The 23,626-nt window shown below is 65.1% G+C and carries 26 protein-coding genes; 15 read left to right on the top strand and 11 right to left on the bottom strand.

The window, feature by feature from the left end; translation table 11 throughout:
* Positions 1-120: 120 nt before the first annotated feature.
* The 8 genes from gpmA to TZ53_RS20205 all read left to right on the top strand — a co-directional run bounded on the left by gpmA (position 121) and on the right by TZ53_RS20205 (position 8,100).
* Complete coding sequence (gene gpmA, locus TZ53_RS20240; RefSeq protein WP_044662506.1) at positions 121-807, top strand: 2,3-diphosphoglycerate-dependent phosphoglycerate mutase; 687 nt, start codon at positions 121-123, stop codon at positions 805-807.
* 101 nt (positions 808-908) lie between these two features.
* On the top strand, positions 909-1,403 hold the full coding sequence (gene purE, locus TZ53_RS20235) for a 5-(carboxyamino)imidazole ribonucleotide mutase (protein WP_044662505.1): 495 nt from the start codon (positions 909-911) through the stop codon (positions 1,401-1,403).
* 1 nt (position 1,404) lies between these two features.
* Positions 1,405-2,475 (top strand): 5-(carboxyamino)imidazole ribonucleotide synthase, encoded by a 1,071-nt coding sequence (locus tag TZ53_RS20230; protein ID WP_044662504.1) that lies wholly within the window; start codon positions 1,405-1,407, stop codon positions 2,473-2,475.
* 131 nt (positions 2,476-2,606) lie between these two features.
* A complete protein-coding gene (locus TZ53_RS20225) occupies positions 2,607-3,134 on the top strand; it encodes a dihydrofolate reductase (protein WP_044662503.1) in 528 nt (175 codons plus the stop codon).
* An 8-nt stretch (positions 3,135-3,142) separates the two neighbouring features.
* A complete protein-coding gene (locus TZ53_RS20220) occupies positions 3,143-4,081 on the top strand; it encodes a bifunctional riboflavin kinase/FAD synthetase (protein WP_044662502.1) in 939 nt (312 codons plus the stop codon).
* 122 nt (positions 4,082-4,203) lie between these two features.
* A complete protein-coding gene (gene ileS, locus TZ53_RS20215; protein WP_044662501.1) occupies positions 4,204-7,113 on the top strand; it encodes an isoleucine--tRNA ligase in 2,910 nt (969 codons plus the stop codon).
* A 58-nt stretch (positions 7,114-7,171) separates the two neighbouring features.
* Positions 7,172-7,690 carry a signal peptidase II gene (gene lspA, locus TZ53_RS20210; protein WP_044662500.1) on the top strand — a complete coding sequence of 173 codons (519 nt, stop codon included), beginning with the start codon at positions 7,172-7,174 and terminating at the stop codon, positions 7,688-7,690.
* Positions 7,690-8,100 carry a DUF3035 domain-containing protein gene (locus TZ53_RS20205; RefSeq protein ID WP_025550052.1) on the top strand — a complete coding sequence of 137 codons (411 nt, stop codon included), beginning with the start codon at positions 7,690-7,692 and terminating at the stop codon, positions 8,098-8,100. The genes lspA and TZ53_RS20205 overlap by 1 nt, the downstream gene beginning before the upstream one ends.
* A 16-nt stretch (positions 8,101-8,116) precedes the next feature.
* Here TZ53_RS20205 and TZ53_RS20200 read toward each other — a convergent pair whose 3' ends face one another.
* From TZ53_RS20200 to TZ53_RS20165, 8 genes are all read right to left on the bottom strand, one after another.
* The gene (locus tag TZ53_RS20200; protein ID WP_044662499.1) at positions 8,117-8,446 is read right to left on the bottom strand and encodes an ArsR/SmtB family transcription factor; all 330 of its coding nucleotides are present in this window, start codon (positions 8,444-8,446) and stop codon (positions 8,117-8,119) included.
* On the bottom strand, positions 8,433-8,888 hold the full coding sequence (locus TZ53_RS20195; RefSeq protein WP_044663173.1) for an SRPBCC family protein: 456 nt from the start codon (positions 8,886-8,888) through the stop codon (positions 8,433-8,435). The genes TZ53_RS20200 and TZ53_RS20195 overlap by 14 nt, the downstream gene beginning before the upstream one ends.
* 65 nt (positions 8,889-8,953) lie before the next feature.
* The gene (dxs, locus tag TZ53_RS20190; RefSeq protein ID WP_170825588.1) at positions 8,954-10,888 is read right to left on the bottom strand and encodes a 1-deoxy-D-xylulose-5-phosphate synthase; all 1,935 of its coding nucleotides are present in this window, start codon (positions 10,886-10,888) and stop codon (positions 8,954-8,956) included.
* A 106-nt stretch (positions 10,889-10,994) separates the two neighbouring features.
* Positions 10,995-11,465, bottom strand: coding sequence for a Fur family transcriptional regulator (locus tag TZ53_RS20185; RefSeq protein ID WP_025550048.1), 471 nt, complete (start codon positions 11,463-11,465; stop codon positions 10,995-10,997).
* Between the two features lie 52 nt (positions 11,466-11,517).
* The gene (locus TZ53_RS20180; RefSeq protein ID WP_025550047.1) at positions 11,518-11,844 is read right to left on the bottom strand and encodes a DUF423 domain-containing protein; all 327 of its coding nucleotides are present in this window, start codon (positions 11,842-11,844) and stop codon (positions 11,518-11,520) included.
* Positions 11,841-13,661: a monovalent cation:proton antiporter-2 (CPA2) family protein gene (locus TZ53_RS20175; RefSeq protein WP_044662498.1), complete on the bottom strand. Its 1,821-nt coding sequence runs from the start codon at positions 13,659-13,661 to the stop codon at positions 11,841-11,843. Before TZ53_RS20175 ends, TZ53_RS20180 begins: the two co-directional genes overlap by 4 nt.
* The gene (locus tag TZ53_RS20170; RefSeq protein ID WP_025550045.1) at positions 13,661-14,083 is read right to left on the bottom strand and encodes an iron-sulfur cluster assembly scaffold protein; all 423 of its coding nucleotides are present in this window, start codon (positions 14,081-14,083) and stop codon (positions 13,661-13,663) included. Before TZ53_RS20170 ends, TZ53_RS20175 begins: the two co-directional genes overlap by 1 nt.
* A gap of 118 nt (positions 14,084-14,201) precedes the next feature.
* Positions 14,202-16,292 (bottom strand): transglycosylase domain-containing protein, encoded by a 2,091-nt coding sequence (locus tag TZ53_RS20165; RefSeq protein WP_044662497.1) that lies wholly within the window; start codon positions 16,290-16,292, stop codon positions 14,202-14,204.
* A gap of 109 nt (positions 16,293-16,401) precedes the next feature.
* Between TZ53_RS20165 and TZ53_RS20160 the strand changes: the two genes are divergently transcribed.
* Positions 16,402-16,602 (top strand): hypothetical protein, encoded by a 201-nt coding sequence (locus TZ53_RS20160; protein WP_025550043.1) that lies wholly within the window; start codon positions 16,402-16,404, stop codon positions 16,600-16,602.
* A gap of 24 nt (positions 16,603-16,626) precedes the next feature.
* Here the strand turns inward: TZ53_RS20160 and TZ53_RS20155 are convergent, their stop codons facing one another.
* The gene (locus tag TZ53_RS20155) at positions 16,627-17,922 is read right to left on the bottom strand and encodes an MFS transporter (RefSeq protein WP_044662496.1); all 1,296 of its coding nucleotides are present in this window, start codon (positions 17,920-17,922) and stop codon (positions 16,627-16,629) included.
* A gap of 155 nt (positions 17,923-18,077) precedes the next feature.
* On the opposite strand from TZ53_RS20155, the gene pgsA reads away from it, so the two are divergent.
* Genes pgsA through TZ53_RS20140 form a run of 3 tightly spaced genes read left to right on the top strand, consistent with a single transcriptional unit; the run spans position 18,078 to position 19,342 of the window.
* Positions 18,078-18,641: a CDP-diacylglycerol--glycerol-3-phosphate 3-phosphatidyltransferase gene (pgsA, locus tag TZ53_RS20150; RefSeq protein WP_025550041.1), complete on the top strand. Its 564-nt coding sequence runs from the start codon at positions 18,078-18,080 to the stop codon at positions 18,639-18,641.
* A 3-nt stretch (positions 18,642-18,644) separates the two neighbouring features.
* Positions 18,645-18,905, top strand: coding sequence for a molybdopterin converting factor subunit 1 (gene moaD / locus TZ53_RS20145; RefSeq protein WP_044662495.1), 261 nt, complete (start codon positions 18,645-18,647; stop codon positions 18,903-18,905).
* The gene (locus TZ53_RS20140) at positions 18,902-19,342 is read left to right on the top strand and encodes a molybdenum cofactor biosynthesis protein MoaE (RefSeq protein ID WP_044662494.1); all 441 of its coding nucleotides are present in this window, start codon (positions 18,902-18,904) and stop codon (positions 19,340-19,342) included. The genes moaD and TZ53_RS20140 overlap by 4 nt, the downstream gene beginning before the upstream one ends.
* Positions 19,343-19,420: 78 nt before the next feature.
* Here TZ53_RS20140 and TZ53_RS20135 read toward each other — a convergent pair whose 3' ends face one another.
* Together TZ53_RS20135 and TZ53_RS20130 are read right to left on the bottom strand one after the other, a co-directional pair.
* Positions 19,421-20,347 carry a hydrogen peroxide-inducible genes activator gene (locus TZ53_RS20135; RefSeq protein WP_025550038.1) on the bottom strand — a complete coding sequence of 309 codons (927 nt, stop codon included), beginning with the start codon at positions 20,345-20,347 and terminating at the stop codon, positions 19,421-19,423.
* Positions 20,348-20,386: 39 nt separating this feature from the next.
* The gene (locus tag TZ53_RS20130; protein ID WP_044662493.1) at positions 20,387-21,160 is read right to left on the bottom strand and encodes a sulfite exporter TauE/SafE family protein; all 774 of its coding nucleotides are present in this window, start codon (positions 21,158-21,160) and stop codon (positions 20,387-20,389) included.
* A gap of 160 nt (positions 21,161-21,320) precedes the next feature.
* Here TZ53_RS20130 and epsC point away from each other — a divergent pair, with 160 nt between their 5' ends.
* The 3 genes from epsC (at position 21,321) to TZ53_RS20115 (ending at position 23,616) form a co-directional block, all read left to right on the top strand.
* Positions 21,321-22,031, top strand: coding sequence for a serine O-acetyltransferase EpsC (epsC, locus tag TZ53_RS20125; protein ID WP_044662492.1), 711 nt, complete (start codon positions 21,321-21,323; stop codon positions 22,029-22,031).
* Positions 22,031-22,390, top strand: coding sequence for a DUF2794 domain-containing protein (locus TZ53_RS20120; RefSeq protein ID WP_044662491.1), 360 nt, complete (start codon positions 22,031-22,033; stop codon positions 22,388-22,390). Before epsC ends, TZ53_RS20120 begins: the two co-directional genes overlap by 1 nt.
* Positions 22,391-22,683: 293 nt before the next feature.
* Positions 22,684-23,616 (top strand): NAD(P)H-dependent flavin oxidoreductase, encoded by a 933-nt coding sequence (locus tag TZ53_RS20115; RefSeq protein ID WP_044662490.1) that lies wholly within the window; start codon positions 22,684-22,686, stop codon positions 23,614-23,616.
* Positions 23,617-23,626 lie beyond the last annotated feature (10 nt).

Raw genomic sequence — 23,626 nt, 5'->3', positions numbered from 1 at the left:
ATCCCATCGACGGACCGACTGCAATGTGGGGGCAGGCCGGGGCCGCGCAAGCTTGCGTCGGATATTTCCCGCGCTATGGGAGGGCGCAATTCTTGGTTTCTCGTGCAGGAGACACGCTTCATGCCCACGCTCGTCCTCATCCGCCACGGCCAGTCGGCCTGGAACCTCGAAAACCGCTTCACCGGCTGGTGGGACGTCGACGTGACCGAAAAGGGCGCGGAGGAAGCCCGCGCCGCCGGCCGCCTGCTCAGGGAAAAGGGGCTGGACTTCGACCAGTGCTACACCTCCGTCCAGACCCGCGCGATCAAGACGCTGAACCTGGTGCTGGAGGAAATGGGCCGCCTGTGGCTGCCGGTCGAAAAGGACTGGCGCCTGAACGAACGCCATTATGGCGGCCTTACCGGCCTCAACAAGGCGGAGACGGCGGCGAAGCATGGCGACGCGCAGGTGAAGATCTGGCGCCGCAGCTTCGATACGCCCCCGCCGCCGCTGGAGGCGGGCAGCGAGTTCGACCTGTCGAAGGACCGCCGCTATGCCGGCATTCCGATCCCCTCGACGGAATCGCTGAAGGACACGATCGCCCGCGTGCTGCCCTATTGGGAAGAGCGGATCGCCCCCGACCTCAAGGCCGGCAAGCGCGTCGTCATCTCCGCCCACGGCAATTCCCTCCGCGCGCTGGTGAAGCATCTCTCGAACATTCCCGACGACGAGATCACCGAACTGGAAATCCCGACCGGTCAGCCCATCGTCTATGAACTCGCCGACGACCTGACCGCCAGGGACCGCTACTACCTGTCGGAACGCTAGAAAGTTCCCTTCCCGCAGGGGGAAGAAAGAAGCATTGCCCCTCCGCGAACCTCCCGCTAAGGGGCTTTGCTTTCCGCATATCAGGGAAAGTGCGAAGCGAAATGACCGGGGCACTCGAAGCCGTGCAAGTCGGCATCATCATGGGCAGCCGATCCGACTGGGAAACGATGCGCCACGCGGCGGACACGCTGGAGGCCCTCGGCGTCGCCCATGAATGCAAGGTCGTCTCCGCCCACCGCACTCCTCAGCGCCTCTACGACTATGCCACCGGCGCGGTCGGCCGGGGCCTGAAAGTCATCATCGCCGGAGCCGGTGGCGCCGCGCACCTTCCCGGCATGGCCGCCTCCATGACGCGCCTGCCAGTGCTGGGCGTGCCTGTGGAGTCCAAGGCGCTGAAGGGCATGGACAGCCTGCTTTCCATCGTCCAGATGCCCGGCGGCGTTCCGGTCGGCACGCTTGCCATCGGCAAGCCCGGCGCGATCAACGCCGCGCTCTTCGCCGCCTCGATCCTCGCCACCACCGACGAAGCGCTGGCGCAGCGCCTCGACGCCTGGCGGGAAAAGCAGACCAACGACGTAGCGGACACCCCCGAATAAGATGACCATCATCCCGCCCGGCTCCACCATCGGCATATTAGGCGGCGGCCAGTTGGGCCGGATGATCGCCATCGCCGCCGCGCAGCTTGGCTATCGCACGCACATCTACGCCCCGGAATCGAGCGGCCCCGCCGCCGACGTCTCTCCCCGCTGGACGCAGGGCGCCTATGAGGATGCCGACGCACTGGCGGCCTTCGCAGACAGCGTCGACGTCGTCACCTATGAGTTCGAGAATATCGACCCCTCGGCGGTCGAAGTCCTCGCCACCCACGGTCTCGTCCGCCCCGGCGCGGAGGCGCTCCGCGTGGCGCAGGACCGCCTCGCGGAAAAGCGCTTCGTCTGCGACCTGGGCGGCCTCACCGCGCCCTTCGCCCCGGTCGAAAGCCTGGACGATCTCGAAGAGGCGCTGGACCAGATCGGCAGCAGGGCGATCCTCAAGACCAACCGCATGGGCTATGACGGAAAGGGGCAGGCGCGCCTCTCCGATCCCGGCGATGCGGTCGGCGCGTGGAACGCCATTGGCCGCCAGAGCGCCATCCTCGAAGGCTTCGTCACCTTTGCGGAGGAATTCTCCGTCATCCTCGTGCGCGGCGCCCATGGCGACATCCGCTTCTGGGACAGCGCCGCCAACGTCCACAGGGACGGCATTCTCGACAGTTCGACGGTTCCCGCCGGCGCGCGGATCGAAGGCCAGCTTGCCGAAGCCCGCGCCCTGGCGTCGAAAGTCGCAGACGCGCTCGACTATGTCGGCGTCCTGACGCTGGAATATTTCGCCAGCGCCGATGGCCCGGTCTTCAACGAAATGGCCCCGCGCGTCCACAATAGCGGCCACTGGACCATCGAAGGAGCGGTGACGAGCCAGTTCGAAAATCATGTCCGCGCGATCTGCGGCCTGCCGCTGGGCGACACCGGCCTCGCCGCGACGAAGGTGGAGATGCGCAACCTGATCGGCGTCGAGGCCAATGACTGGCTGCAGATCCTGTCCGATCCGGCCAATCACCTGCACCTCTACGGCAAGCATGAAGCCCGCCCCGGGCGCAAGATGGGTCATGTCACCCGCCTGACCCTCTAACCTCTCATCGTTCGCCCTGAGCTTGTCGAAGGGCTTCACTTCTCTTTAAAGGGGAGGCGATGGGGGCTTCGAAAGGCTCCGACCGAACGCAGGATGGGTGTCGTGATCGATCAAATATTGGCCCGAACCGCATGACCAGTCCCACCGCCGAAATCCTCCTCATCCTGGCCCGCGCCGACAATGGCGTGATCGGCCGGGACGGCGACCTGCCCTGGCGCCTGCCCGCCGACCTCCGGCATTTCAAGGCGCTTACCCTCGGCCACCCGATGATCATGGGCCGCAAGACCTTCGACAGCCTTCCCGGCCTGCTGCCCGGCCGCCGCCATATCGTCCTGACCCGCGACAGCGCATGGAGGGGGGAGGGCGCCGAAACCGCCCACAGCCCGCGGGACGCCATAGCCACGGCCGCATCGCCCACCGTCACCGTCATCGGCGGCGCGGAAATCTACAGCCTCTTCCTGCCTTTCGCCCATCGCATCGAACTCACAGAGGTCCATGTGGATGCGGAAGGCGACACCCGTATCGCCTATCCCGATCCCGCCGACTGGCGGGAAGTCGCCCGGCAGGACCATCCCGCCGAAAATGGCCGCCCCGCCTACAGCTTCGTCACTTTCCTCCGCGCCGCCGCGCATTGCCAGCGGCCGGACGCATCCCTATAGCGCCCCTCATGGAGCGGCTGCACAGCGGCGCCCCGATGCCCGCGCATCTGCGCGGCAGCATCATGGCGCTGGGGAATTTCGACGGATTTCATGCCGGGCATCAGGCCGTGGCCCGCCGGGCCATAGAGCTTGCCCGCGCGCAGGGCAGGCCCGCTGTCATCGCCACATTCGACCCGCATCCGATGCGGCTCTTTCGCCCGGAAACCCCCTGGTTCCGCCTGACCACCCTCGACCAGCGGGAACGCCTCTTCGCCCGCGCGGGCGCCGACGCGATGCTGGTGTTCGATTTCACCCGCGAACTGGCCGCGCTGGACCCGCTCTCCTTCGTTCGCCTGCTGGTCGACTGGGGCGTAGCCGGAGTCGTGACGGGGGAGGATTTCACCTTCGGCAAGGACCGCGCGGGCTCCACGCGGAGCCTTGCGCAACTGGGCGCGCCGCTCGGCCTTGCCGCCGAAGCCGTACCCCCGGTCACCGGCGCGGATGGGGAGATCATCTCCTCCACCCGCATCCGCAAGGCGCTCCAGTCCGGCGACTGCGCGACCGCCACCCGCCTGCTGACCCGCCCCTTCGCCATTGAAGGCGTGGTCCAGCATGGCGACAAGCTCGGCCGCACCATCGGCTTTCCAACGGCCAATATCGATCTTGGCCATTATCTGCGCCCGGCCTATGGGATCTACGCCGTGCGCGGGCTGCTGGCCGACGGGCGCGTGCTGGACGGTGCGGCCAATCTCGGCATCCGTCCCAGCTTCGATCCGCCCAAGGAATTGTTGGAGCCACATTTCCTCGACTTCGCCGAAAATCTCTACGACCAGCGGATCGAGGTTCAACTGATCCACTATCTTCGTCCTGAAGCGAAATATGACGGCCTCGACGCGTTGATGGCCGCCATCGCGAAGGATTGCGACGATGCGCGGCAAATCCTTGCGGGAACGCCGCACCTCGCCTAATGCACCGGGCATATTTCTCACCCGTTCGGGCTGAGCCTGTCGAAGCCCTTTTCTTTCCTTGAGGAAGAGCGCGATCGTTCGGCAGGCCGGAACGAACGGATTATTTCACCGCCGGACCCAAAATGACCGATCAGCCTCGCCAAGAAACCCAGGATTACAAGAGCACCGTCTTCCTGCCCGTCACCGACTTCCCGATGAAGGCGGGCCTCGCGCAGAAGGAACCGGCGATCCTGGCCCGCTGGGAGGAAATGGACCTCTACGGCAAGCTGCGGGAACGGCGGAAGGGCCGCCGGCGCTTCATCCTCCACGACGGCCCGCCCTATGCCAATGGCGACATTCATATGGGCCATGCGATGAACAAGGTGCTGAAGGACATCATCGTCCGCAGCCAGTCGCTGCTGGGCTATGACGCGCCCTATATCCCCGGCTGGGACTGCCACGGCCTTCCCATCGAATGGAAGATCGAGGAGGAATATCGCAAGAAGAAGCAGAACAAGGACGAGGTTCCGGCCCAGGAATTCCGCGCCGAATGCCGCGCCTATGCCGACAAGTGGGTCGGCGTGCAGAAGGAACAGTTCAAGCGCCTTGGCGTCATGGGCGACTGGGACGATCCCTATCTCACCATGAAGTTCGACGCGGAGGCGACCATCGCCGGCGAACTGCTGAAATTCGCGGAAAGCGGCCAACTCTATCGCGGCGCGAAGCCCGTCATGTGGTCCCCGGTCGAAAAGACCGCGCTGGCCGAGGCGGAAGTGGAATATGAGGACATCGTATCGACCCAGATCGACGTGGCGTTCGAGATCGTCGAAGCGCCGAATGCGCCGGAAATCCAGACCTTAATTGATAACGCCTTCAAGGTTAGTGCTGTTATCTGGACTACCACGCCATGGACCATTCCAGTGAACCAGGCGCTGGCATATGGTGAGGCCATTGAATATGTCTTGGTGCCGGAGGGCGGGAGCAAAAACGTCTATCTGGTAGCAAAGGAACTTGCTGCCATATTCTTAACTCGGTGTGGCGATCAGGGTAACGTTCCTGGCGTTCTCGCTTATCCCGAAGAAGATTGGGCGAGCCTGCGTGGCACCGACCTCGCCGGAGCCATCGCCCGCCACCCGATGCACCATCTCGGTGGCTTTTTCGCCAAGCCCCGCCCGTTCCTCGCGGGCGATTTCGTTACCACCGACGCGGGCACCGGCCTCGTCCACATGGCCCCCGACCATGGCGAGGACGACTTCGCGCTCTGCAAGGCGAACGGCATCAACCCGGTCTTCGCCGTCGAAAATGACGGCAAATATCGCGAAGACTGGCTCTGGCTGGGCGGCCAGGGCAGCGTCATCAACCCGAAATTCGTCGGCAGGGAAGGGCCCATCTGCACCGACCTGCGCGAAGCAGGCGGGCTTCTGGCTGCGTCCGATGACTTCAAACACAGCTATCCCCATAGCTGGCGCTCCAAGGCGAAGATCATCTTCCGCTGCACCCCGCAATGGTTCATCCCCATGGACCAGAATCCCTCTCCCCTTGCGGGAGAGGGAAGGGCCCCCCTCACGCAAGCGAGTGGGAAGGGTGAGGGCGACAACGCCGCTACCCTGCGCGAACTCGCCCTCAACTCCATCGAACACACCCGCTGGGTGCCGGAACGCTCGATCAACCGCATCCGCTCGATGGTGGAGGGCCGCCCGGATTGGGTGATCAGCCGCCAGCGCGCATGGGGCGTCCCGATCGCCCTCTACGTCCATCGCAAGACCGGCGACTATCTGGTTGATAAATCAGTTAATTCCCGCATCCTCAAAGCGTTCAGGGGTGCGGGAGCCGATGCGTGGTTCGGCGCCGACCACCAGGCGCTGCTCGGCCCCGATTACGACCTCAACGACTATGAGGTGGTGAACGACATTCTCGACGTCTGGTTCGACAGCGGCTCGACCCACAGCTTCGTGGTGGAGGGCCGTTACGGCGAAGGCGTCCGCGCCGACCTCTATCTGGAAGGCTCCGACCAGCATCGCGGCTGGTTCCAGTCCTCGCTGCTGGAAAGCAGCGGCACGCGCGGCCGCGCGCCCTATGACGCCGTCCTCACCCACGGCTTCGCGCTGGACGGGCAGGGCCGCAAAATGTCGAAGAGCCTCGGCAATGTCGTCGATCCGCTGAAGGTCATTGCCGAAAGCGGCTCCGACATCCTGCGCGTCTGGGTCGCCAGCACCGACTATTTCGACGACGTCCGCATCGGCAAGGAAGTGCTGGCCGGTTCGTCCGACGCCTATCGCAAACTCCGTAACACTTTCCGTTACTTGCTGGGCGCGCTTTCCGACTTTTCCGAAGAGGAAAGGCTGCCCGTCGCTGAAATGCCGGAACTGGAGCGCTACATGCTCCATCTGCTGGCAAGGCTGGACGCCGATCTCCGCAGCGTGGTCGACAAGGCGGCCGGCAGTGAGAACTGGCTGGAATTCAGCCGCTACACCCGCGCACTGATGGATTTCGCGAACAGCGACCTTTCGGCCTTCTTCTTCGACATCCGCAAGGACTGCCTCTATTGCGATGCGAAGTCGGACCCGAAGCGCCGCGCCTACCGCACCGTGCTCGACACGCTGTTCCACGCGCTGGTCCGCTACGCCGCGCCGATCATCCCCTTCACCGCTGAGGAAGTGTGGCAAAGCCGCTATCCAAATGCCGAAGAAAGCGTGCATTTCCTGGAATGGCCGACCGTCGATGCGGCCTGGCTCGACCAGAGCCTGGACGACAAATGGGCGGAGATCCGCAACCGGCGCGATCAGGTCAACGAAGCCATCGAACCGCTCCGCCGCGAAAAGGTCATCCGCTCCAGCCTGGAAGCCGATGTCACCATGGGTGAACTGGTCCCCAGTGACGGTGTGAACTTCGCTGAAATCGCCATCGTCGCCCGCATCGAAATGGGCAAGGGCGACGGCATCGTCGTCAAGCCCAGCGACTGGCACAAATGCGGCCGCTGCTGGCGCCTGCTGCCGGAGGTCGAGGAAGACGGCGCGCTCTGCAACCGCTGCGACGAGGTTTTGTCGGCATGAGCATGAAGCGCTTGCCAGTGCACGGGGGGACCAAGTTATGCAGGTTGAGCACTAATTGATGCCAAATCCCGTCAACCACCATCGCCCTCTGGGCCTGATTGTCGCGACCGTCACGCTCGTGCTGGATCAGCTCGTCAAATATACCGTCACCTATCCCCTCGCGCTGAAAAGCCGGATGGACGACGGCATTGAAATCCTGCCGATCTTCCGCCTGCGCTGGCTGGAAAATCGCGGCGTTTCCATGGGCTTCTTCCACGCTGACACGAACATGATGCGCTGGATACTGGTCGGCATGACCATGCTGATCGCGGGTTTCGTGGCCGTGTGGATGTGGCGCGAAAAGGCGCGTCAGGACGTCGCGGCGCTCGGCCTCGTCCTGGGTGGCGCCATCGGCAACATCATCGACCGCATGCGCCTGGGCTATGTGGTCGACTATGCCGACCTGCATTTCGGGGAGTGGCGGCCTTTCCTGATTTTCAACCTGGCCGATGCAGCCATCACTTTCGGCGTGCTGATCCTGCTTGCGCGGGCGCTTCTGCTGCGCGAGAAGGGCGCAAAGACGGAGTCAATGAACTGATGCGTAAACTGATCCTCGCCGCTGGCCTGATTTCCATGCTGTCCGCTTGCGGCGGTGGCGGCGGCCTTTTCAACCGGTCGCGTCCCGACGAATTTGCCGTTTCGCGCCAGGCTCCGCTCGTGATCCCGCCTGATTTCGCGCTGGTTCCGCCCGCGCCCGGCACGCCTGCCGCCGCGTCGGTCGATTCGAGCAAGGCTGCAATGGACGCCATGTTCGGCGGCCCCGCTGCCCGCAGCCCGGGCGAAAGCGCCACTCTGAACGCGGCCGGCCGCGCCAATGCCGCCGCGGGCATTCGTTCCTCCGCCGGCGATCCGGCGACCGAAGTGGTCGAAAAGGGCGCAACCACCCGCGACATCATCGCCGCCCCCGAAGGCGACGGTCAGGACGCCCGCGCGGCCACTCCGCAATAATCGGAAAAACCGGAATTCAGGGCTGGCTTTCGACGAAATCCTTGAGCCGGCCCAAAGTCCCATCCCATTGACTGCCGACCTTGGCGAGCCAGTCCCTGGCCTCTGCGACACCCTCGGGCCGCAGGCTGAACAGCGCCTCGCGCCCGGCCCTGGTCCGCGTGACGAGTCCGGCGCCAAGCAGCACATCCAGATGCTTGGCCACCGCCTGGCGGCTGATCGGCAACCCATGGCCCAACTGACCGATCGAACGCTCTCCGCCATCGGCAAGCCGCCCGATCATGCCCAGCCGCGTCGCATCTCCCAAGGCCGCGAAAAGTCGGGCTGGGGCAGCGTCAATGCTCGGCATAGTCGCGAATATTCTTCACCTGCTCCGCCCAGCCGCCTTCATTATCCCGCATGACATTGCTTCGCCGGGGTTCGGGAACCTTGTCGAAGCCGCTTTCCGTGACCGTCAGCCGGGTGCCCAGGGCGGTCGGCTCCAGCATGAATTCGACCAGCGTCCATTCGGATACGGCCACACCGCTTTCCATCAATTCCTTGTCGCCGCCGGTCGCCGGCCATTCATAGGCGAAGCGCGTCATCGGCTCGATCGCCACGACCCGCGCTTCCCAGCGATAATCCTCATATCCCGGATAGGTCATATATCCGGTCGAAGCCGCCCCCACGGCAAAGGGGTGATCGAGAGCGACCCGGAACCAGCTTCCGAACTTCTCATGATCGATCAGCGCGTCCCACACCCTTTCGACAGGGGCGGCGATCTCGATGGTCTTGGCGATGGAATCAGGCATATAGGCAACCTCCGGATTGCCCATATGCACTCATAACTTCCATCATGCAACCTTTTGGTTGCTTATTATGCCCGGACTTCGGTTCCGATCCCGGCGCTGTTATGACGCAGGGCCGTCAGCACCGTGTCGACTATGGCGCTCGCGTCCAGGCGGGCGTCGGCATATTGCTTTTCCGGCTTGTCCTGATCCTGGAAGATGTCGGGCAGGCGCATGGTGCGCAGCTTGAGACCGTTGTCGATCAACCCCTGATCGCTTGCCAATGTCAGCACATGCGCGCCCAGCCCGCCGACCGAGCCTTCCTCTATGGTGACGGCAACCTCATGCGTGGTCAGCAACCTGCGGATCAGCGCTTCGTCCAGCGGCTTGGCGAAGCGCAGGTCGGCCACGGTCGTGGACAGTCCCTTGGCCTCCAGCGTTTCCGCCGCCTTCAGCGCCTCCTCCAGCCGGGTTCCGAGAGACAGGATCGCGACCTGCCGTCCTTCCCGCACGATCCTGCCCTTGCCGATTTCCAGCCTTTCCGGCGTGGCGGGCAGGGCGACGCCCGTGCCGTTGCCGCGCGGGTAGCGCACCGCAATCGGCCCATCGTCGTGCAGGGCGCAGGTGTGGACCATATGGACCAGTTCCGCCTCGTCCGCTGCCGCCATGACGACGAAATTGGGCAGGCTGGCAAGATAGGTCACATCGAAACTGCCCGCATGGGTCGATCCGTCGGCACCGACGAGCCCGGCCCGGTCTATGGCGAAGCGCACCGGCAGATTCTGGATCGCCACGTCATGGACGACCTGATCATAGGCGCGTTGCAGGAAGGTCGAATAGATGGCGCAGAAGGGGCGCATGCCCTGCGCGGCAAGCCCCGCGGCAAAGGTCACGGCATGCTGTTCCGCAATGCCGACGTCGAACGTCCGGTCGGGAAAGGCGGCGCCGAACTTGTCCAGCCCCGTTCCCGACGGCATGGCGGCGGTGATCGCGCATACCGCCGGGTCGCGTTCCGCCTCCGCGATCAGCGCCTGGGCGAAGACGCCGGTATAGCTGGGCGGACCGGGAGGCGCCTTGGCCTGCGCGCCGGTGATGACGTCGAACTTCTGCACGCCATGATATTTGTCCGCCGCCGCCTCCGCCGGGGCATAGCCCTTGCCCTTCTGCGTCACGACATGGACGAGGCATGGCCCCTCCGCCGCATCGCGGACATTCTCCAGCACCGGGATCAACTGGTCGAGATTATGCCCATCGATGGGGCCGACATAATAGAAGCCCAGTTCCTCGAACAGCGTGCCGCCCATCGCCATGCCGCGCGCGAACTCGTCGGTCTTGCGCGCCGCATTGTGAAGGGGGCGGGGCAGCCGCCGGGCCAGCCGCTTGGCAAGGTCGCGCAGGCCAAGGAACTCCCGGCTCGACACCAGCCGCGCCAGATAGGCCGACAGCCCGCCGACCGGCGGCGCGATCGACATGTCGTTGTCGTTCAGGATCACGATCAGCCGGTTTCCGGCCTCCCGCGCATTGTTCATCGCCTCATAGGCCATGCCCGCCGACATGGAGCCGTCGCCAATGACGGCGATCGCCTTGCCGGGCTGACCCTTCATCCTGTTCGCCACGGCAAAGCCGAGAGCCGCGCTGATCGAGGTCGAGCTATGCGCCGCGCCAAAGGGATCGAACTCGCTCTCCGCCCGCTTGGTGAAGCCGCTGAGGCCGCCGCCCTGACGCAGCGTGCGGATGCGGTCGCGCCGTCCGGTCAGGATCTTGTGCGGATAGCATTGATGGCCGACGTCCCAGACCAGCCTGTCGTTCGGCGTATCGAACACATAATGGATGGCGGTCGTCAGTTCCACCACGCCCAGGCCGGAACCCAGATGACCGCCGGTCACGCCGACGGCGGAAATCACCTCCTGCCGCAGCTCGTCGGCCAGTTGCCGAAGCTGGCCCGGTTGCAGCTTGCGCAGGTCCGCCGGCCAGACGACCTGGTCGAGCAGCGGGGTGGAAGGACGATCGTTCATGAAAGACATAGACTCCCGAACGCAGGAAGTTCCCTGCTTGCCGCATTTTCCGAGTCAGCAGATCGCATCCGCTTCGAAAATGCTCTGGGCCGTTCCGGGCGAAAGCGCAACGCCATCACGCGGCGCATTTGGCGCAGATGCCCAATATCTCAATGACGGGGCGATCCGGCTGAAAACCCTCGCCCCGGGCCACTGCGCGGACCTTGTCGGTCACCTTGTCGTCGTCGACATGCGTCGCCTGCCTGCAGCGGGTGCATACCAGGAAGATGCAGTCGTGATGGCAGCCCGGATGCACATTGGCGATATAGGCATTGGCGCTTTCCACCCGCATCGCGATGTTGTTGTTCACGAACAGGTCGAGGATGCGATAGACGCTGTTGGGCGCCACCCGCTTGCCCCGCGCTTTGGATACGCTGTCGGCTATGTCATAGGCGGATGCGGGGGTTTCCTCCGCCGCCAGCGCATCGAAAATGGCCGCGCGCATCGGCGTCCATTGTTCCTGGCTCGCCTCCAGCGTGGCGCGGGCGGCATCCGCGAGACTGTCGCTCGACGGTTCGTGATGGTCGTGATGATGATGGTCGGCCATGGGTTCAATCTAAGCCTGGGTTAATGCGGGGGCAAGTGGCGGGCGCGGTCCGTCAGCCGCGCCAGTAGATCCACGCCGCCCATATCCAGCCGGCGATCATCAGCGTCCCTCCGACGGGCGTGACCGCGCCCAGCCATTTGGGAGCGCCCAGGGCCATGGCGTAGAGGGTGAAGGCGAAGATCGCCGCTCCGCCAAGATGCAGCGCCGCCGGACCCCGCGCCACCCCCATGATGGCGAGCGCGCCCACCGCATGGACGAGCTGATAGAGCCCGCCGGTGCGCAGCCACTCCGCCGCCTGCGGGCTGGCCGCGCCATGCGCGCCGAAGGCACCCGCCGCTATCGCCACGGCCGCCGATAATGCAGCCAGAACCGCGATCATGCCTCTTCCTCCCCATCGCCGCGCGCCAGCAGGCGCATTTGCCTGCCGGGCCGATACATCAGCTCCTTCGCCGCCATCAGATTGCCATGCTCCATCTGGAGCGCCATGCGCTGTTCGTCATTGCGGCGATATTGACGCTCCACTTCCTCGACCTCTTCCGGCGGAACGCCAAGCGCCTGCATCGCCAGAACGCCCATGCAGATGGCGGATTCGAACACTTCGCGCACGACGCCGGCCAGATCCATGTCCTTGAGCGCCAGCAACTGCCGCCGGTCGAAGGCGCGTACCACCAGCGCCGCCTGCGGAAAAGCCTCGGCTATCGGTTCCAGCACCCGCCCGTCGAGCGAAGGATCGTCGATGCAGAAGGCGATCAGCCGCGCCTCTTCCGCGCCAGAACGGCGCAGCAGGTCGATGCGCGTGCCGTCGCCATAATAGACCTTCATGTCGAAGCGGCTGGACACTTCGATCTGCGACGGCTTCTTGTCGATCAGCACGACGCCGAAGCCATGGCCCATCAGCATCTGCGCGACGGTCTGCCCGAAACGGCCATAGCCGACGATGATCGCCGTGCCGCGCGGCGCCTCCTCGGGCGTGGGCAGGTCCGGCTTCGCCTTGGGCCTGGCGAATTCCAGCTTGCGCGCGAACAGCATCAGGAAGGGCGTCGTCGCCATGGAGAAGGTGACGATGGCGCTGAACAGGCTGGCGGCCTGGGGAGCGATCAGCAGGGCGCTCTGCGCCTGCGCGAACAGCACGAAGCCGAATTCGCCCCCCTGGCTCAGCAGCAGGCCGGAGCCGATGGCCTGGTTCCATTCCATACCGAACAATCGGGCAAGGCCGGTGATCAGCGCCGCCTTGGTCAGCACCAATATCGCCGCCATGCCGATGACGAACAGCGGATTGGCGGCCACCGCATGCAGGTCCAGCACCATGCCGACCGCCAGGAAGAACAGGCCGAGCAGGATCGAGCGAAAGGGTTCGACATCCGCCTCTATCTCATGGCGATAGGGCGAATCGGCCAGCATCACGCCCGCCACGAAGGCGCCGAGGGCGGTCGAAAGATGCAGCGCGTGCATCAGCGCGGCCGCCGCCAGCACGGTGAACAGGCCGACGACGACGAACAGCTCCCGCTCCCCCAGCCGCCCGACCAGATGGAGCAGGGGGCGCAGGATGAAGCGGCCCGTCAGGACCAGCCCGGCGATGGCGGCCACCGTATAGCCCGCCATCAGCCATCCCGGCGGACCGGCCGCATCGGCCGGGTTGCGGGACAGCGCGGCGACGATGGTGATCAGCGGGACGATGGAAAGATCCTGGAACAGCAGGATCGAGAACACCCTTTCACCAAAGGGCGAATTGATCCGGCCGCTGCTCTTGAGGCCGGGCAGCACCTGCGCCGTGGAGGAAAGCGCCAGCGGCAGCCCCAGCGCAATGGCCGCCCCCCAGGTGAAGCCGGTCGTGTAGAAGATGATCGCCGTCAGCGCGCATCCGCACAGCACCACCTGCGCCATGCCGAGCGCGAAGATGTCGCGCTTCAGCCGCCAGAGCCGGGCCGGATGCAGTTCGAGGCCCACCAGGAACAGCAGCAGCACGATGCCGATCTCGGCTATGGCGAGCTTCGATTCCGCTCCGCCAACAAGCCTCAGGCCCTGCGGACCCACAAGAGCGCCCGCAACCAGATAGCCCAGCACGGCGCCCAGCCCAAGGCGACGGAACAGCATGACGAACAGCACTGCCGCGCCCAGCAGGATCACGCCTTCCGACAACAATATATCGGTGGCGGAAACAGGTACCGCAGCAGTTGGCCCAGTCTGCCCCTGCATCAGGCGTCGGCCATGCGCGCGGCTTCGGCAATGGCTTCGAAGCCCAGCCGGATGGAGGCGTGGCGGGCCGGATAATCGCGGGCGGGCGCGAGCACGGCCAGCCCCGGCCAGAAATCCAGCTCATCGCTTTCCCCCGCCAGATAGGCGGTCAGCCGGTCCCGCGCCTCCGCCAGTTCGCCGGCGGTGAGGCCGATCGCCTGCGCGGCCATCAGCGCCGCGGAGGCCTGCCCCAGCGCGCAGGCCTTCACGTCCAGCCCCATATCGGCCAGCCGGCCATCTTCCATCCTGACGTCGGCGGTCACGCGCGACCCGCAAGTGGGCGAGCGCTTCTCGACGCTGGCCTGCGCGTCGGGCAGCCGCTTGTGATGGGGTATGTTCGCGGCCAGCCGCAAAATGTCCTTGTTGTAGAGGGGGGCGCTCATTCCGATCCATGTAGGGCAGGATGCGTTCAGGAGAAAGGGCGGAAGGGGTCGTGCATGGCGCTGCCGGGAAAATATTGCATGTGGCGGCGCAGGCAGGCGCGCATCCATTCCGCCGCCATCAGGGCTGTTGATCGGTGGTCCCGGGACCGGCCGGAACGATCACGCGCGGCGGCGGCGCGCCCGGCTGCGGTGCGCCCGGCTGCGGTCCGGGCACGCCGGGCGGCGGCCCCTGCGGCTGGTCGATGGGCAGGCGAAGCTGGCCGCCGCCGATATTCACCGTCACCCCCTCCGTATCCAGGCCCACGCTCATATTGCCGAGCCCGGCCTCCGTCGCGACATTGGCTATGGCGTTGACCAGATCGCTGTCCCTGCTTTCCTCCGGCGCATCCTCGACCGGCTCGTTGATCGCGCCCGCCATGAAGGTCCGCCAGATGCGGGCGGGCACGCCGCCGCCCGCCGCGCCGCCGGGCAGGGGCGTATTATCGTCATTGCCGATCCACACCGCCGTCACCAGCCCGCCCGCATAGCCGACGAAGATCGCGTCGCGGCTGTCCTGCGTCGTCCCCGTCTTGCCGAAGGTGCTGGTGCGAAGCGCGGCCGCGCTGCCGGTGCCGCGATTGGCGGCGGAGGACAGGAGGTCGCGGATCATCTCCAACTGGTCGTCGCTGAAATGCTTCTGGCGGCTCATCAGCCGGTCGAACCAGCCCTGCTCCTCCGGCGGCAGGCCGTGCGCCAGCACCGGATAGGCGCCCGCCGCCACCGCCGCATAAGCCTCCGTCAGTTCGACGAGCGGTATTTCCGACGTGCCGAGCGCCAGGCTCAAATCCTCCGTCAAGGGGGCCGTCACGCCCAGATCGCGCGCCACCTTGATGACATTGTCGACGCCCACCTTCTGCGTCAGCCGTACCGCGGCAACATTGCTGGACGCGGCGAAGGCCTGCCGCAATGTGATCCGCCCGCGATATTTGCCGCCATGATTGGCCGGGCGATAGCTGCCCGTGGTGATCGGCGTGTCCTCGATGAAGTCGTCGGGCGTCATGCCGGCCCGGAAGGCGGCGAGATAGACGAACAGCTTGAAGGTGGAACCCGGTTGCCGCTTCGCCTGGACGGCGCGGTTGAAGGCGCTTTCGCCGTAATTCCTGCCGCCGACCATCGCGACCACGCTGCCATCGGGCTTCATCGCGACCAGGGCGGCCTGCGCCTTGCCCAGCGGGGCGCGGCGGATCGCGGCCTCCGCCAGCCGCTGGATGCGCCAGTCGAGCGTGGTGGCCACATTCTGCGCGCCATAGACCGCGCCGGCCCTGTCCCGCGCCTGCGGCAGCACCCAGTCCGCAAAATAGGTGCCGCTGGTCGGATCGGGCGCTTCATGCACGTTGAGCCGCGCCGGGGGCAGGGCGTCGCGTTCCGCCTTGGTGATGTAGCCTGCCTCGACCATCGCCTGCGTCACCAGGGCGGCGCGGTCGCGCGCGCCCTTCAAATTGGTGGTCGGCGCAAGGCGGGATGGCGCCTTCAGCAACCCCGCCAGCATCGCCGCCTGGGGGATGGTCAACCGTTCCGGCTGGCGGTTGAAATAGTGCAGGGACGCGGCCCTCAGGCCATAGACATTGTCCCCGAAATAGACGTTGGACAGATAGCGCTCCAATATCTGGTCCTTGGTCAGCCATGCCTCCAGCCAGAAGGCGATCAGCGCCTCCCGCGCCTTGCGCCCGAAGGTCCGGTCGCTGGAGAGGAACACGCCCTTGGCAAGCTGCTGCGTGATCGTGCTGCCGCCCTGGGAGGAGCCGCTGGACCAGAGATTGTGCCAGGCCGCCCGCGCTATGCCTCGTGGATCGACGCCCCAATGGTCATAGAATCGCCGGTCCTCGATCGCCATGAAGGCCTGCGGCACATGCTTGGGCAGGGCCGCGACGGTGACGGGCTTGTCGATGATCGCGCCGCGCCGCGCGATCAGATGGCCGTCCGCCGACATCAGGCTGATGCTGGGGGGCGCGATGGGCTTCAGGGATCGGGACATGGGCGCCGTCACCGCGAGCCAGGCGATGAGGATCATCAACAGCGCCAGCAGCGCCGCGACCACCCATCCGGCTATCTGCACCCGGCGCTTCCATGGCCGCGGCGGCGCGAAGGCGCTGGGCGGTCCGGCGCCGAAGGCGCGGGGCAGGGCGTCAGGGTCGGAAAGGGGCAGGGGATCTTTCATCGCTTCGGTCATGCTGTGTTATTTGCCTGACACGGTCAAGCGTGTCCCGTCGCGGGACAATCGGGGGTTAACTTTAAATCGCGATATTCCAAAAGGTAAAGAATCTCTTAACCTGTGCGTCATGAGAAGCAGACCTCTAGTCCTGACGAGCGAGTCGGCGCGCCATCCGTTCCGCCAGCGGTTGCCGCGCCATGTCCTGCGCGTCGTCGAACCGGCCCCCGCCGCGCGCGAACGCCCGCCGGTTTCCGACGACAATGACTGGAAACTGTTTGTGCTGAGCTTCGGTGCCTTCTTCACGGCCTTCTACAGCTTTATCTTTTAATCGCTTCTTATCAGCCACGCACCGTCAATCGCATGCCTTGTGCAGCGTCCAGGCGATCCATGCGCAGGGCAGGCACAGCGCCGCCACCAGCAGCAACTGGTTCACCACGGAAAGGCCCGCGATGCTGAGGCTGATGGTCAGCAGCGATCCCAGCACCATCGCCCCTGAATTGACGATATTGTTCGCCGCGACGGTTCGCGCCGCCTCGCATTTTTCGACCGTCGTGGTGAGGAAGGCGTAGAGCGGCACCACGAACATCCCGCCGAAGGTCGCCACGCAGAGCAGGCAGAGCGACAGCGGGATCGCCAGCGGGTGATAGAGGAATCCCGCCAGCGAGAGCATCTTCCCATCCGATCCCGCCATCCAGAGGTCGCAAACGATGTGGAAGGCGACGATGCTGATCCCCATGCCGATGACGGAGGCGGGCGCATATCGGGCCGACACATGGCCGCTCAGCAACCGGTTGATCGCCACCGACCCGATGGCGATGCCGATGGAAAAAATGCCCAGGAACAGGCTGGCGACGGATTTGTCGGCGCTCAGCACATTCTTGACCAGCGGCGGGAACTGGATGAACAGCACCGTGCCGACCGCCCAGAAAAAGCTGATCGCCATGATGGCGAGGTAGAGCCGCCGGATGTGCATCGTTCCCCGCACCAGCGCGATCGAGGATCGGATGATGTGGAAATCGATCGGTTGCCGCTCCAGCAGCGACGGCGCGGGGGGCACGTTGCGCCCCGCCAGCCAGCCTATCACCGCCGTCAGGATGATGCAGACCGCCGCCGCCTGCACGGGGATAATCCCGGCCAATATGGTCCCGGCAAGGATGGCGATATAGGTTCCGGCCTCGACCAGGCCGGTTCCGCCCAGCACTTCCTCGTCATGCAGGTGCTGGGGTAGGATCGCATATTTGATCGGCCCGAAGAAGGTCGAATGCACCCCCATGGCGAACAGCGCGACCAGCAGCAGCGGAATGGCGAGCAGGTGGACCGCGATCCCGCTCCAGATCAGCGCCAGCCCGGCCGCGCCGACCGCCATGATGACGATTTCGGCGGCCTTGACGATGCGGATGATCGCCGCCTTGTCCCGCTGGTCGGCCAGCTGGCCCGACAGGGCGGACATCAGGAAGAAGGGCAGGATGAAGACGCCGGTCGCCAGCGCGCTGAACCAGGTTTCCGACTTCTCGTCATTATAGACGGTATAGACGACGAACAGCACCATCGCGTTCTTGAACAGGTTGTCGTTGAAGGCGCCAAGGAGCTGAGTGATGAAAAGCGGCAGAAAACGTCGCTTGTTGAGGAGCCTTAGAGAGGCTTGCATGGGCGAGGGGGTCTTCTTCGCTGTGGATGAGCGTGGCGGGGTCTAGCGATAGAAGACGGGTCAGCACAACCCCTCTGCGCGAAACCTTGCCGTCCGTCCTCTCCCATGTTGCGCATCCGCTTGTGCGCCGGCCCCGACTGTGGCAGTCCGCCGCCATGCTGACGCTGCCCAATCTGCTGACGCTTTCGCGCATCCTGACCGTGCCGCTGCTGGTCGCCCTGTTGTGGCCGGCGGAGATCGGCGCGCGCTGGACGACCGGCTATATGCTGGCCTTCGCGCTATATTGCCTGATGGGGATCACCGATTATTTCGACGGCTACCTCGCCCGCGCTCAGGGCGCCGTATCGAAACTGGGCATCTTCCTCGATCCCATAGCGGACAAGATCATGGTGGGGGCGGTGATCCTGATGCTGTCGGCCACGCGCGACATTTCGGGCATCCATATCGCCGCCGCGATGATCATCCTGCTGCGCGAGATCGCGGTTTCGGGCCTGCGCGAATTCCTGGCCGGGCTCCAGGTTTCCGTGCCGGTGTCGCGCCTCGCCAAATGGAAGACGACCTTCCAGCTCATCGCGCTGGGCGCGCTGATTCTCGCCGGCGCCGTACCGCAATTTCCGTTCGTGCAACTGGTCGGCATCGCCACGCTCTGGGCGGCGGCGATACTGACGCTGGTCACGGGCTGGGACTATCTGCGCGTCGGCATCAAGCATATGGATTGAACCATGGCCGACCTCACGCTCGTCTATTTCGCCTGGGTCCGGGAGGCCATCGGCCGGGATGAGGAGCGGGTGGAGCGGCCTGCCGCCGATGCCACCGTCGCCACGTTGATCGCCGCGCTGGCCGCGCGGGGCGGCGGTTATGCCGAGGCGTTCGCCCGGCCGGACAGGCTGCGCGCGGCGCTGGACCAGCATTTCGTGCCGATGGACAGCCCGATCGGGGACGCGAAGGAACTGGCGATCTTCCCGCCGGTCACGGGCGGATGAACCGCGTCTCCATCCAGGCCGAGGATTTCGATCCGGCGGTGGAACTGGCCGCATTGGAGGCCAGCGGCGGCGGCGGCGTAGCCAGCTTCACCGGCATCGTTCGGGGGGAAGGCGGGTTGGTCGCGCTCGAACTGGAACATTATCCGGCGATGACGATGGCGCAGGTCGAACGCATCGTCGCGGAGGCGAGCGACCGCTGGCCCCTGCTGGGGGTTCGGGTGATCCATCGCTTCGGTCGGCTGGAACCGGGCGAGCGCATCGTGTTCGTCGGCACGGCGTCGCGCCACCGCACCGCCGCGCTGGAGGCTTGCGCCTTCCTCATCGACTGGCTGAAATCCCGGGCGCCCTTCTGGAAGAAGGAACATTTCGCGGACCGGACGGAATGGGTCGAAGCCCGCGTCGAGGATGATGCGAAGGCCGAGAGCTGGAAGCGTTGAGCAAAAATCTGCCCTGTTCCCGCTTTTGCGGGAACAGCATGTTTCTCTCCAGCCATCGCCCGCCAATGGGTCCTGAGCCTAGGCCGCCGCGCTGACCTCCGGCAAGTCCGCCGCGTCGCGCAGCAATTCCGCCAGCAGCCGGAATTCCTTGTCGCGCGGGCTGTTCTTGCGCCACACCAGGGCGATGTCGCGATGGGCCCGTTCCGACCGGAGCGGCCGGGCGGTGATCTGCGTATGGTCGAGCAGGCCGCTCGCAATCGCCATTTCCGGCATGATCGTCATGCCCAGGCCATTGTCCACCATCTGCACCAGCGTATGCAACGACGTGCCCATCATCATGGCGCTCGCCCGGATTTCCGGCCGGTTGCACGCGGCCAGCGCGTGATCCTTCAGGCAGTGCCCATCCTCCAGCAGCAGCAGCTTGGTTTCATCGATCATTTCCGGCGCGATCCATTCGGGCGGATCGCGCGGATCGTCCCGGGGAAAGGCGACATAAAGCCGGTCCTGGAACAGAAATTCGCTGTCCAGCTCGCCGGTGGGAAAGGGCAGGGCGAGCAGCACGCAATCCACATTGCCGTGCCGCAGCGATTCGATGGCGGCCTGCGTCGTTTCCTCCCGCAGGTACAGCTTCAGTTCCGGCCGTTCGCCCCGCAACCTGGGCAGCAGGCGAGGGAGCAGGAAGGGCGCGATGGTGGGAATGACGCTCATCCGCAGTTCGCCGGTCAGCGGCTTTCCCGACGCTTCGGCAATGGCGGCCAGTTCTTCGGCTTCGCGCAGCACCCGGTGCGCCTTTTCCACGATGCGGTCGCCCAGGGCGGTGAACCGCACCACCCGGCGCGTCCGCTCGACCAGCGTGATGCCGATCAGCGATTCCAGCTCGCGAATGCCGGCCGACAGCGTCGACTGGGTGACGAAGCAGCTATCCGCCGCCTTGCCGAAATGGCCATGCTCCTTCAGCGCCACCAGATATTGCAGCTGCTTGAGCGTCGGCATGTAACTCGACATTGATCGCCTTCCTCGATTGGAAAGCCCAATATAATTGTCTTAGCCGATATATCCAAGCCATTTGGCCACGCCGAACAAGGATGTGAGGGTCAGGATCGATCCCACGGCGATGAACAGCGTCCGGGGCGAGACGTGCCGGGCCAGCATCGCGCCGAACGGGGCCGCGATCACGCCGCCGATCAGCAGGCCGACCGTGTAGGTGGTGAAGGTTTCCCACCCCAGATGCAGCAGGAATGTGATGCTGATGGAGGTGGTCAGGATGAATTCGACGCTGTTGACCGTGCCGATGGTGTGCCGGGGGCTAGACCCCTGGATCAGCAGGTTCGACGTCACCACGGGCCCCCAGCCGCCGCCGCCGGTGGCGTCCATGAAGCCGCCGACCAGGCCCAGGGGCCCCACCCATTTGGGGTTGCGCGCCTGGGGCGGATAATGAAAGCCCCGCCACACCAGATAGATGCCGATGGCCGTCAGATAGGCCTGGACGAACGGCTTGATCATCGCCCCGTCCACATTGGACAGGAGATAGGCGCCCGCCACCCCGCCGATCACGCCCGGAATGATGAGGCGCGCGAACAGGCGCCAGTCGACATTGCGATGGATGATGTGGCTGATGGCCGACACCCCGGTGGTGAAGGTTTCCGCCGCATGGACGCTGGCCGATGCCCTGCTGGGCGGCACGCCGAGCGCCAGAAGCAGCGTGCTGGAAATGACGCCATAGGCCATGCCCAAAGCGCCGTCGATCATCTGGGCGCCGAAACCGATGAGAATGAAAGGCAGGATTTCGCCGAAATGGGCGATAAAGATGTCGATCATTCATTGGTTCCTGTTATGATTGTCTACCGCCTTGATTGGTATATCACGGGCCGCCAAGAAACTTTCTGTTTTATCGGGCGAAGCCGAAATAGCCCGCCATCTGGAAAATTCATCCTTTTGCGCTTATGTACCGTCTGGTCGGTTTCATCAGGGGCGCTTCATGCTGCGCAATCTTATTGCTTATCTGGACTCGGTCAAATCACGCGACCCTGCCCCGCGCTCGCGCGCTGAAATCCTGCTCTATCCGGGCGTCTGGTCGCTGGCTTTCCACCGCGTGGCGCACCGCCTCTACCGCGCGCGGCTCTATTTCCTGGCCCGTGCGGTGAATCATTTTTCGCGATTCCTGACCGGCAACGACATTCATCCCGGCGCCCGCATCGGCAAGCGCTTCTTCATCGACCATGGCTTCACCGTGATCGGGGAGACGGCGGAGATCGGGAACGACGTCACCCTCTATCAGAACGTGACGCTGGGCGGGACCGATCCCGCCAACGGCATCGCGGGCAAGCGCCATCCGACACTGGAAGACGGCGTGATCGTCGGTTCCGGCGCTCAGGTTCTGGGCCCCGTCCGCGTCGGCGCCCGCGCCCGCATCGGCGCCAATGCCGTGGTGACCAAGGATGTGAAGGAAGGCGCGACCATGGTCGGCATTCCCGCGCGGCCCATGCTGGTCGACGTGACGGCCTATCAGCGCGAATTCCTGCCCTATGGCACGCCATGCTCCGACTGCGTCGATCCGGAAAAGCAGAAGCTGGAACTGCTCCAGCTTGAAATCGACCAGTTGCAGAAGCGCGTGGCCGAACTGCTTGCCGAACGGGGCGGTGCGCCCGTGGATGACGTTCGCCTGGTCAAGGAGCGTGGCCGCGCCTGATGAGCAACGTGACGCCGTTCCCGTCGCAAGCGGCCCAGGGTGCAAGGGGGGCGGCCAGTCAGACCGGTTTCGATCGTCTCGAACTCCAGCGGATCATGGATCTTTACGGCCGCATGGTCGCGGCGGGCCATTGGCGCGACTATGCCATCGACCTGGGGCGCGAAGCCGCGATCTTCTCCGCCTTCCGCCGCTCCGCCGAGCGGCCGGAATTCCGCATCGAAAAACGCCCCTCCCTGCGCAACCGCCAGGGCATGTGGGCGCTGATCGGGGAGGCCGGGCACGTGTTGAAGCGCGGCGCGGAACTGCAGGGGATACTCGCGCCGGTGGAACGGCGGCTGCTCAAGATCGTGGGGGATTGACGCCCCCGCGCCCCGCCAGGGCATGGCGGGTAGGGGGCGGACGTTGGCGGTCCCGCCATGGCTCCTGCCTTCGCGGGAGCATCATGTGCCTGACGTCCCTTATTGATCCTTCCCGCCAAACCCTGCGATTTCCGGTTCGGCAGGACCGTAATCATCAGAAGAGCGATCATCCTTGACCCTACGGCATTGCGGAAGATGCCGCTCTCCCGCCAACCGCGCCAAGATTCCGCCTTTTTAGCCGCCCGTGTAAATGATAGCGCCGTCCTGGAAATCATGAAGGAGAGGCTTCGCCCATGAGCTTGCCGGCATTTTTGGAAGGCCGTTTGTCCCTGCCGTTGATCGGTTCGCCGATGTTCATCATCTCCCAGCCTGCGCTGGTGATCGCCCAGTGCCGTGCCGGGATCGTGGGTTCCTTTCCCTCGCTCAATGCCCGTCCGTCCGGGGTATTCGAACAATGGCTCCAGCAATTGAACGAGGCGCTGACGGACAGGGACGCCCCCTTCGCGGTCAACCTGATCGTGCACAGGACCAACAGCCGGCTGGAGGAGGATCTCGCCCTCTGCGTCAAATATCGCGTGCCCATCGTGATCACGTCGCTGGGCGCGCGGGAGGATGTGAACCGGGCGGTGCACAGCTATGGGGGCATCGTGCTGCACGACGTCATCAACAATGTCTTCGCGCGCAAGGCGATCGAGAAAGGCGCGGATGGCCTGATCGCCGTCGCGGCGGGGGCGGGCGGGCATGCCGGCACCCTGTCGCCCTTCGCGCTGGTGGAGGAAATCCGGGCCTGGTTCGACGGGCCGCTGGCCTTGTCGGGCGCGATCGCCACGGGCCGGTCGATCGCGGCCGCGCGGATGATGGGGGCTGACTTCGCCTATATGGGTTCCCCCTTCATCGCGACGGAGGAGGCCAATGCCGAACCGGCCTATAAGCAGATGATCGTCGACAGCGGCGCGGCGGACATCGTCTATTCGGATTATTTCACCGGCGTGCTCGGCAATTATCTGCGCCCCAGCATCGCCGCGGCAGGTCTGGACGCCGACAAGCTGCCCAAGGCGTCGGAAATGGATTTCTCCAGCGACGCGGGCGGCGACAAGAAGGCGTGGCGCGATGTCTGGGGCGCGGGTCAGGGGATCGGCGCGATCCGCAAGGTTCAGTCCGCCACGACCTTCATCGCGCAACTGAAATCGGAATATCAGGCAGCCGTCGCCGCCTTCGGAGCCTAGGCAGTAGTGA

The organism is Sphingobium sp. YBL2, assembly GCF_000943805.1.
In the GTDB taxonomy this organism is placed as follows: Bacteria; Pseudomonadota; Alphaproteobacteria; order Sphingomonadales; family Sphingomonadaceae; genus Sphingobium; species Sphingobium fuliginis.
This window is presented reverse-complemented; position numbering and strand designations above follow the sequence as displayed.